Raw genomic sequence first — 8,402 nt, 5'->3', positions numbered from 1 at the left:
ACGAGCATTGGCCAAAGGCATCCACGGGCAAGACGTCAGCGACCCGGTATCGACACCCGAAGACGACGCGCCACACCACGCACCACCGCCGCGCGAAGTGACCTCGCTCGGCCTCTTTCTGATCTTCGCCCGCATCGGTCTGACGAGTTTCGGCGGCGGACTGAGCGGCTGGTTCATGCGCGAGTTCGTGCACGACCGCCACTGGATGAGCGAGGACGAATTTCTCAACGGCCTCGCGTTGTCGCAGGCGCTGCCCGGTGTCAACGTGAAGAATCTGGCGATCTGGATCGGCTACCGGCTGCTCGGCTGGCGCGGCGCTGTTGCGGGATTCTGCGGCATCATTTTTCCGGCGGCCGTCGTGATCATTCTGCTCGGCGCGTTCTTCTCGGCGATCGCATCGTTTCCGCTCACGCATATCGCGCTCGCTGGCGCCGCGGCCGGCGCGATCGGGCTGTCGCTGTCGATGGCGATCACCGCCGCACGCCGGCTGCCGCGCCGCGTGTTTCCGTATCTGGTGCTGCTCGCGACGTTCGTGGCCGCCGCGGTGTTTCGCGTGTCGCTGGTGTGGACCGTGCTGATCGCCGGCGCGTTGAGCGTCGGCTATGAATACGTGCGCGAGGCGCGCCAGCCCTGATCGGCTTTTATCGCCGCTAGTCAAACTCCACAAAAGCTTCTGCCGTGTTCAGAATTCTTATCGCCCTGTTTTCGGTGTTCGCGCCGCTGTCGATCGTCACCGTCGGTGGCGGGCAAGGGATCATCCCCGAATTGCAGCGCCAGGTCGTCGACGTGCATCACTGGATGACCCATGCGCAATTTCTCAGCGACTTCGCGATCGCGCGGCTCGCGCCCGGTCCTGGCTCGCTGCTCGCGACGCTGATTGGCTATCAGGTCGGCGGACTCGGTGGCGCGCTCGTCGCGACCGTCGCGCTATTTGGGCCGACTGCGTTTCTGATGTATGGCGTCGTGCACGTATGGAACCGGCACGAAGGCGCGCGCTGGCTGAATGCGTTGCAGGCCGGGTTGCGGCCGGTGGCTGCCGGGTTGATTCTCGCGGCCGTCTATGTACTGCTCAAGGAGCTCGAAGGCGGGTGGATTGCGTGGCTCACCGCGGCCATCGCGACCGTGCTCGTGATGACGACGCGTATCAATGCGTTGGTGCTGATCGCGGGCGGCGCGGTTGTGTTTGTGGTGGCGCATTTTGCGGGGTTGCTGTAGCGCGCCACCGGTACTGCTTCCTAGTTGTGTGTAATTCGCCTGATCGTACTGGTCACGAGATCCACGTAGAACAGGTCGCCATTCTGGCCCGCCTTCAGATCCACCGGTCCTCCCTGCAGACCCCTTGCGAAAGTCTGGGGCACATTGTTCGGAGGTTGCATGGTCCAGATGCATTGCCGCAGAAGATCACCAAAGTACAGTGCGTTTTTGAATTGAGCGGGGTAGGTTGTGCTCGTATCGTCGGTAAACCCGATCGCAGAGATGACACTGCCGTTCTGGTCCGGCCCTCCGCCGTTCCGCTTGCCGCCGCAGGTTCTTCCACGACTGTCATCGGCTGAAATGTAGCTCGTGTGAGCGTACGCATAAAACGGCGCCGTGGCACCCGCGAACTTTCCGCAGTAGCCCGTGTTTTGATAGTCGGGCTCGGGAGCCGCAGCGAAGTTGGCGCCAGGGCTCCATCCTTCGTAGCACGGCCAGCCGAAGTCTTGGCCGTCGACAGTGACATGATCGATTGCCTCCCAACTGTTCCAGCCCACATTGCCGATATACAGCTCGTCCGTACTACCAGGCAGGCGGGCGAACCGGAACGGATTGCGTAAGCCTTGCGCAACCAGGGCAACGCTTTGAGTTGTCGAACCCGGGTTCGTGATCCGGAGAACAGCGCCGTCCCTATATGGAGACACGCCTTGACTGCGAAACGCGCCCTGCGGCAGATTCGTGCCATCGCCGCACGCGGTATCCAACTGTCCGTAGTCCACCTGATCGAAGCTCGCGCCGTCGCCAGCGCTAACGTACAGCGTTCTGTTGTCAACTCCGAAGACTAGTCCGCCAATACTGTGAGACGTGTAGAAAAAACACCACGTTTGATTGCCTGACCCTGCGGGAGGGAGGATCTTCGTTTCGGTGGTGCCCGCTCCCGCCGTTGTCAGCAGCGAAAGCTGGCCGTGAGTCAGAACGTTTCCGCTACAGGCCCCTGTAGTTGGAGGCGTCGTGTAAAGCACGTAAATTTTGCGGTCGTTCCGAGGATCGACCGCAATCCCGAGAAGTCCCCGGTCGACATCGTTGCAGACTTCATTGCTGAGGTCGGCAATCAACGTACAGGTAGGCGTCGCCAGGTCGCAATTCCAAACCCTGCCGCCTTTTTCGGCGATGAAGACCCTGGTCTGGCTTGCGTTGAAACTGATTGCCGTCGGCTGATTGAGACAACCGCTGTATAAAATCCGCTCTGTAAATCCCTTTGGAAGCACCGGCTGCGGCCTGGTCGTGGAGACGGGCTGACATATGACCGATTGCCCAATGGCGACGGAGGTCGGTACACCAGGGTTGCTGGGAGGATTGGCGTGCGCCGGATCGGCGAAACATGCCAACCCCAGCAGCGCTGCCAGTATGACGATCACGCGGGTCTGAGTTGCCCGCCAGAAAACACGGGGCGACACCTTATCCTCCTGTTCGCGAGTTGAATACAAAAACACCAGCAGACGTACGACCGGAGCATCGACCGCTGTATGTGCATTGCGATTCGCGAATTGTGAATGGTTGAATGATAGGACTCACACCCGCGAATGGTGGCCAATTCTCTGCCGCCGCACGCCACCTCGCGCAAGCCGCATAACGTCCACTCACGCGTTTTCCATGTTGAACTGGCGACGCTGGAATAGGTGGCCTCGTTCAACCGTCATCCTTGGATGGCGCCGCTTGGCGAGATCCTGCCCCACATTTTTTCGCGTTAAATGCCCTAGGACATTAATTTCCTCCCCCGTTTCTGCCGCACTATGGGAGATCAAGCGAGACGACGCCGACTCCTCACGGAGCCTGCATCCACCACGACATAGGAGCAGCGGTGATCGAGCAGTGGCGCGAGGCCGTGCGCGCGGTGCACGGCGTGGAATCGAAATACAAGCGACTGGTCAAGGCGATTGCCGGCGACATCGAGAACACGTCGCTGCCGCCGGGCGCGCGCCTGCCGCCGCAGCGCGACGTCGCCGCCGAACTCGCGATCAGCGTGCAGACCGTGACCAACGCGTACAAGGAACTGGAGCGGCAAGGCCTGATCCGCTGCGAGGTCGGGCGCGGCAGCTTCGTCGCGGCGCGCGTCACCGAAACGATGTCGAGCTACATGCTCGATACGGCCGAGCGTTCGGTGGTCGACTTTTCGATCGCGCGCATCATTCACACGTCCGAGCATGACGCGATGTGGCGCAAGGTCTGCGCGACGCTGTCGACGCTCGACGATCAGCCGTGGATTCGCGCGTTCCGGCCGATCGCGGGCTTCGAGCATCATCGTCAGGCGGGTATTGCATGGCTCGCGTCGCTCGGCATGCCGGCTTCGGCCGATACGCTGCTCGTCACGAACGGCGCCGCCCACGGCATTTTTCTCGCGCTCGCTTCGCTGGTGGGGCCGGGCGACACCGTGCTGTGCGAAAGCCTGACGGATCACGGCGTGATAGGTTCGGCCAACGTGCTCGGCTTCACGCTGAAGGGCCTCGAGATCGACGAGTACGGCATTCACCCCGAGCATTTCGAGGAGATGTGCGACAGCGAGCGCATCTCGGCGCTCGTCTGCACACCGACGCTGAACAATCCGACCGTCGCGTTGATGCCCGATTCGCGGCGTCGCGCGATTGCGAAAATCGCCGAACGCTATGGCGTATACGTGATCGAGGACGACGTGTACGGGCCGTTGCCGGCCAAACATTCCACGCCCATTTCGAGCCTGATTCCAGATCTTTCGTTCTACTGCACGAGTTTTACGAAGTCGGTGATGGCCGGCTTGCGCATCGGTTATATGACGACGCCGCGCCGGCTTGCGCTGCGCGCCGAGAGCGTGCTGCGCGTGAGCAGTTGGATGGCGACGCCGCCGATGGCCGAGGTCGCCGCGCGCTGGGTTGTCGACGGCACGGCCGCGCGGCTCGTCGAAATTCAGCGCGAGCGGCTCGGGCGGCGTCAGTCGCAATTGCAGCAGACGCTCGGTAAATATGTCCTGGGCGCGCATCCGCAGGCGCTTTCGGCGTGGCTGCGGGTGCCTGATCACTGGCGCACCGATCGGCTGGTGCGCGAACTGCGCAACCGCGACATCGCAGTGACGTCGCCCGATCCGTTTCTCGTGCGCGACGCCGACCGGCCCAACGCGGTGCGGGTTTGCGTCGGCGCCGAGGTCAGCGAAGACACCTATAAAGCCGCGCTCGAAACGATGCGCGACGTGTTCGAGCAGTACCCGCAGGTGCACGATTTCACCTGATCGCGCCGGTGCGCGAATTGCGTAACGCGCTGACCGAAATGAACTAGGACAATAAAAATCCTTTTTTAGAACACTAGACTGGGCTGCATGGAAAGCGATGCGGTCGCGAGTCACTGCGTTTATCTGCGATAGCCGTGCCCGCATCGAATAGCGAATCGACCTCTTTGATGCAGGGCCTGGTGCATGTCCGTTCCATCGTCAACCGTTCCATTGTCAGCCAATCTTTCGTTAGCCGACATTTACCGCGCGCGCAGCCGTATCGACGGTCGCGTATGCCGTACGCCGCTCGTCGAATCGCCGAGCCTGTCGGCGCACGCGGGCACGCCGGTTTATCTGAAACTCGAAACCGTGCAGCCGACCGGCAGCTTCAAGCTGCGCGGCGCGACTAATGCGCTGGCGCAGTTGGCCGAGCAGGGCTGTACTCGCGTGGTGACCGCATCGACCGGTAATCATGGCCGCGCGCTCGCGCATGCGGCGCGCGCGCTCGGTATGGACGCGACCGTGTGTCTGTCGCGCCTCGTGCCCGCCAACAAGGTCGACGCGGTACGGGCGCTCGGCGCGCACGTGCGCATTACCGGCCAAAGTCAGGACGAGGCCGAGCACGAAGCATTGCGGCTCGCGCGCGAAGAAGGCTATGCGTACGTGCCGCCATTCGACGATCCGCGCGTGATCGCCGGACAGGGCACGATCGGGCTCGAAATCGTCGAGGCCTTGCCCGATGTCGCGAACATCGTCGTGCCGTTGTCGGGCGGCGGGCTGTTTGCCGGCATCGCGCTCGCGGCGAAAAGCACCAATCCCGCGATTGGCTTGACAGGCGTCACGATGGCGCGCGGCGCCGCGATGCATGCGAGTCTCGCGGCCGGACGGCCGGTGCTGGTCGAGGAAGTCGACACGCTCGCCGATTCGCTCGGCGGTGGCATCGGACTCGAAAACCGCTATACGTATGCGCTGACGCGCGATCTGATCGACGAGACGGTGCTGCTCGACGAGGCGTCGATCGCGCGCGGCATCGCGCATGCGTATCGGCAGGAACGGCTCGTCGTCGAAGGCGCGGCGGCGGTGGGGATTGCCGCGGTGCTCGATCGCGCGCTGCCCGCTGAACGCATCGCGCGCGGGCCGCTCGTGCTCGTCGTGACGGGCGCGAACATCGATATGAATCTGCATCGGCGGATCATCGGCAACGAATCCTCGCAAGCCGCGCCGTCACCGAACTCACACACCCCGTCATGACCTCGATCACGCTCCTTGGCGAAGCCGAGCTTCGCAAACTCGTGCCGCTCGATCTCGCGGCCATCGATCAGATCGAAGCCGCCTTTGTCGCGCTCGCGACCGAGGCGGTCGCGATGCCGCCGATCCTGCGGCTCGATCTGCCCGCGCATAACGGCGAAGTCGACGTGAAGACCGCGTGGCTGCCGCGCCTCGACAGCTTCGCGATCAAGGTCAGTCCAGGTTTCTTCGACAACCCGTCGCTCGGTCTGCCGAGCCTGAATGGTCTGATGCTGGTGTTGTCGGCGAAGACCGGGCTGACCGAAGCGGTGCTGCTCGACAACGGATATCTGACCGCGATACGCACGGCGGCCGCCGGCGCGGTCGCGGCGCGCTGGCTCGCGAAAGCGCACACGCCGCAGGTCGCAGTGATCGGCGCGGGCGAGCAGGCGCGTCTGCAACTGCGGGCCTTGATGCTGGTGCGCCGCGTCGAACACACACGCGTCTGGGCGCGCGACGCGGCGAGCGCGCTGCGTTTCTCCGCGGAAGTGAACGACACGCTCGGCGTGCGATGCGATGTCGCGGCCAGCGTTCATGACGCGCTCGCCGAAGCGGACGTCGCGATTACCACCACGCCGAGCCGCACGCCGCTGATCGACGCCGCCGATCTGCATCCGGGCCTGCACATCACCGCGATGGGCTCGGACGCCGAGCACAAGAACGAAATCGCGCCGGCCGCGCTGGCGGCGGCGCGCTACGTGTGCGACCGCGCGCAGCAAACGCGCGTGCTCGGCGAACTGCATCACGCGCTCGCCGCGGGCACGATGCGTGACGATGCGGCGATCGTCGAATTGGGCCAGGTGATCGCGAAACAGGCCGCGGGCCGCACGAGCGACGCCGACGTGACGATCTGCGATCTGACCGGAACCGGCGCGCAGGACACCGCTATCGCCGCGCTCGCATTGCAGCGCGCGCGTGCCGGGAAGGCGGGAACCACATTTGGCAACGACGCGCCGCTTAAATGACGCGCGATGAACGGCAATACGCCGCGCAAGCGGCTCACGAAGGAGTAGCACAGATGCGGGCATCCCCGATTCAACCGACGGTCGATTTCAACGCCGACGGCGAACAGCACGGTTTCCTGAAACTGCCTCATTCGCACGACGTCTCCGCATGGGGCGCGGAGATGATCCCCATCACCGTGATCCGCAACGGCGAGGGACCGACCGCGCTGCTAACGGGCGGCAATCACGGTGACGAATACGAAGGGCCGATTGCGCTGTCGAAGCTCGCCGCCACGTTGAAGGCGAGTGACGTACGCGGGCGCGTGATCATCGTGCCGTTCATGAATTTTCCGGCGTTTCGCGCGGGCACGCGCACGTCGCCGATCGATCACGGCAATCTGAATCGCAGCTTTCCGGGCAAGCCGGACGGCAACGTGACCGAGAAGATCGCCGATTATTTTCAGCGCTATCTGCTGCCGCTCGCCGACTATGTGCTCGATCTGCACGCGGGTGGCCGCACGCTCGACTTCGTGCCGTTCGCCGCGATTCACGTGCTGCCCGACGCGACGCAGCAGGCGCGCTGCGAGGCAGCGATGCGCGCATTCGGCGCGCCGTACTCGATGCGGATGCTAGAACTCGATAGCGTCGGCCTTTACGACACGGCCGTCGAGGAAGCGGGCAAGGTGTTCGTGTCGACCGAACTCGGGGGGGGCGGCACGGCGAGCGTGCACAGCGTGGCGATTACGGAGCGCGGTGTGCGCGGCTTTCTGCAGCATGCGGGAATCATCAGGCAAGACGAAGCAATGGGTCACTCGAGCGCGAGGGCGAGCGCTCCGCGCACGACGACGCTGCTCGATATGCCCGACGGCACCTGCTACACGACGAGCGAGCACGATGGCCTGCTCGAACTGTGCAAGGACCTCGGCGACATGGTCGACGGCGGCGAGGTGATCGCGCGGATTTACGACGCGAAGCGCACCGGCGCCGCGCCGATCGAATATCGCGCGCGACGCGGCGGCATGCTGGCCGCGCGGCATTTTCCGGGGCTCGTGCGGATTGGCGACACGGTTGCGGTGGTCGCCGACGTGCTCGAACGGGGCATACCGGTAACGGTCTGAACACGCGATGAAATTCGACCGCTACGATCTCGCGATTTTGCGCATTCTCGCGAGCGATGGACGCATCACGAAGTCGCGCCTCGCCGAAGAAATCAATCTGTCGATTTCGCCGGCATGGGAGCGCGTGAAGCGCCTCGAAGAAGAGGGCGTGATTCGCGGGTATCGCGCGGATATCGATTGGGTGCGCGCGTTCAAAGGCAGCCGCGTGGTGGTCGAGGTCACGCTCGCGCGTCATACCGCGCCGGACATGCGGCGCTTCGAGGAGCGCATCGCGGCCGCGCCCGAAGTCGTGCAATGCCTCGCGACGGGTGGCGGTGTCGACTATGTGATGCAGGTGCTGTCACGCGATATCGACCACTATCAGCGCTTCATCGATACGTTGCTCACCGACGAATTGGGCATCGAAAAGTACTTCACGTATATCGTCACGAAGGTGGTGAAAAGCGGGGCCGAAGGCTTGCCCGAATGGGCGGAGCAGTCGATTGGCGAGAACGGCTGAGTGGCGCGCTACTTGCGATCGACTTACGACGAAAAGCCCCACCCGAAAAAACGATAACCATGTGGCGAATTGCAGAAAAAACGTAGCCTTCGAGAAGCGACAACAAAAAAAACCGCAGTGCC

The 8,402-nt window shown here is 63.5% G+C and carries 8 protein-coding genes; 7 read left to right on the top strand and 1 reads right to left on the bottom strand.

The window, feature by feature from the left end:
- Window positions 1-7 precede the first annotated feature (7 nt).
- Window positions 8-634, top strand: a complete 627-nt coding sequence (locus tag F6X37_RS06165; protein WP_187610669.1) for a chromate transporter — start codon at window positions 8-10, stop codon at window positions 632-634.
- A 44-nt stretch (window positions 635-678) separates the two neighbouring features.
- Window positions 679-1,215: a chromate transporter gene (locus F6X37_RS06160; protein ID WP_187610668.1), complete on the top strand. Its 537-nt coding sequence runs from the start codon at window positions 679-681 to the stop codon at window positions 1,213-1,215.
- 20 nt (window positions 1,216-1,235) lie between these two features.
- Here the strand turns inward: F6X37_RS06160 and F6X37_RS06155 are convergent, their stop codons facing one another.
- On the bottom strand, window positions 1,236-2,612 hold the full coding sequence (locus F6X37_RS06155) for a PQQ-dependent sugar dehydrogenase (RefSeq protein WP_187610667.1): 1,377 nt from the start codon (window positions 2,610-2,612) through the stop codon (window positions 1,236-1,238).
- A 443-nt stretch (window positions 2,613-3,055) separates the two neighbouring features.
- Here F6X37_RS06155 and F6X37_RS06150 point away from each other — a divergent pair, with 443 nt between their 5' ends.
- The 5 genes from F6X37_RS06150 to F6X37_RS06130 all read left to right on the top strand — a co-directional run bounded on the left by F6X37_RS06150 (window position 3,056) and on the right by F6X37_RS06130 (window position 8,280).
- Complete coding sequence (locus tag F6X37_RS06150) at window positions 3,056-4,453, top strand: PLP-dependent aminotransferase family protein (RefSeq protein WP_090810280.1); 1,398 nt, start codon at window positions 3,056-3,058, stop codon at window positions 4,451-4,453.
- 183 nt (window positions 4,454-4,636) lie between these two features.
- Window positions 4,637-5,683 carry a hydroxyectoine utilization dehydratase EutB gene (gene eutB, locus F6X37_RS06145; protein ID WP_187610666.1) on the top strand — a complete coding sequence of 349 codons (1,047 nt, stop codon included), beginning with the start codon at window positions 4,637-4,639 and terminating at the stop codon, window positions 5,681-5,683.
- Window positions 5,680-6,684, top strand: a complete 1,005-nt coding sequence (locus tag F6X37_RS06140) for a cyclodeaminase (RefSeq protein WP_187610665.1) — start codon at window positions 5,680-5,682, stop codon at window positions 6,682-6,684. The genes eutB and F6X37_RS06140 overlap by 4 nt, the downstream gene beginning before the upstream one ends.
- Before the next feature lie 53 nt (window positions 6,685-6,737).
- Window positions 6,738-7,781 carry a N(2)-acetyl-L-2,4-diaminobutanoate deacetylase DoeB gene (doeB, locus tag F6X37_RS06135; protein ID WP_187610664.1) on the top strand — a complete coding sequence of 348 codons (1,044 nt, stop codon included), beginning with the start codon at window positions 6,738-6,740 and terminating at the stop codon, window positions 7,779-7,781.
- A 7-nt stretch (window positions 7,782-7,788) separates the two neighbouring features.
- Complete coding sequence (locus F6X37_RS06130) at window positions 7,789-8,280, top strand: Lrp/AsnC family transcriptional regulator (protein WP_187610663.1); 492 nt, start codon at window positions 7,789-7,791, stop codon at window positions 8,278-8,280.
- The last annotated feature ends 122 nt before the right edge of the window (window positions 8,281-8,402 follow it).

Source organism: Paraburkholderia sp. 31.1, assembly GCF_014397645.1.
Taxonomy (GTDB): domain Bacteria; phylum Pseudomonadota; class Gammaproteobacteria; order Burkholderiales; family Burkholderiaceae; genus Paraburkholderia; species Paraburkholderia tuberum.
The sequence above is the reverse complement of the archived record's forward strand: the minus strand, read 5'-3'. Positions and strand labels throughout refer to the sequence as shown.

What these genes read in the sequence shown, in the direction of transcription:
- doeB (WP_187610664.1), top strand. Translation starts at nt 6,738, where the DNA reads ATGCGGGCATCCCCGATTCAACCGACGGTCGATTTCAACGCCGACGGC.
- eutB (WP_187610666.1), top strand. Translation starts at nt 4,637, where the DNA reads ATGTCCGTTCCATCGTCAACCGTTCCATTGTCAGCCAATCTTTCGTTA.
- F6X37_RS06130 (WP_187610663.1), top strand. Translation starts at nt 7,789, where the DNA reads ATGAAATTCGACCGCTACGATCTCGCGATTTTGCGCATTCTCGCGAGC.
- F6X37_RS06140 (WP_187610665.1), top strand. Translation starts at nt 5,680, where the DNA reads ATGACCTCGATCACGCTCCTTGGCGAAGCCGAGCTTCGCAAACTCGTG.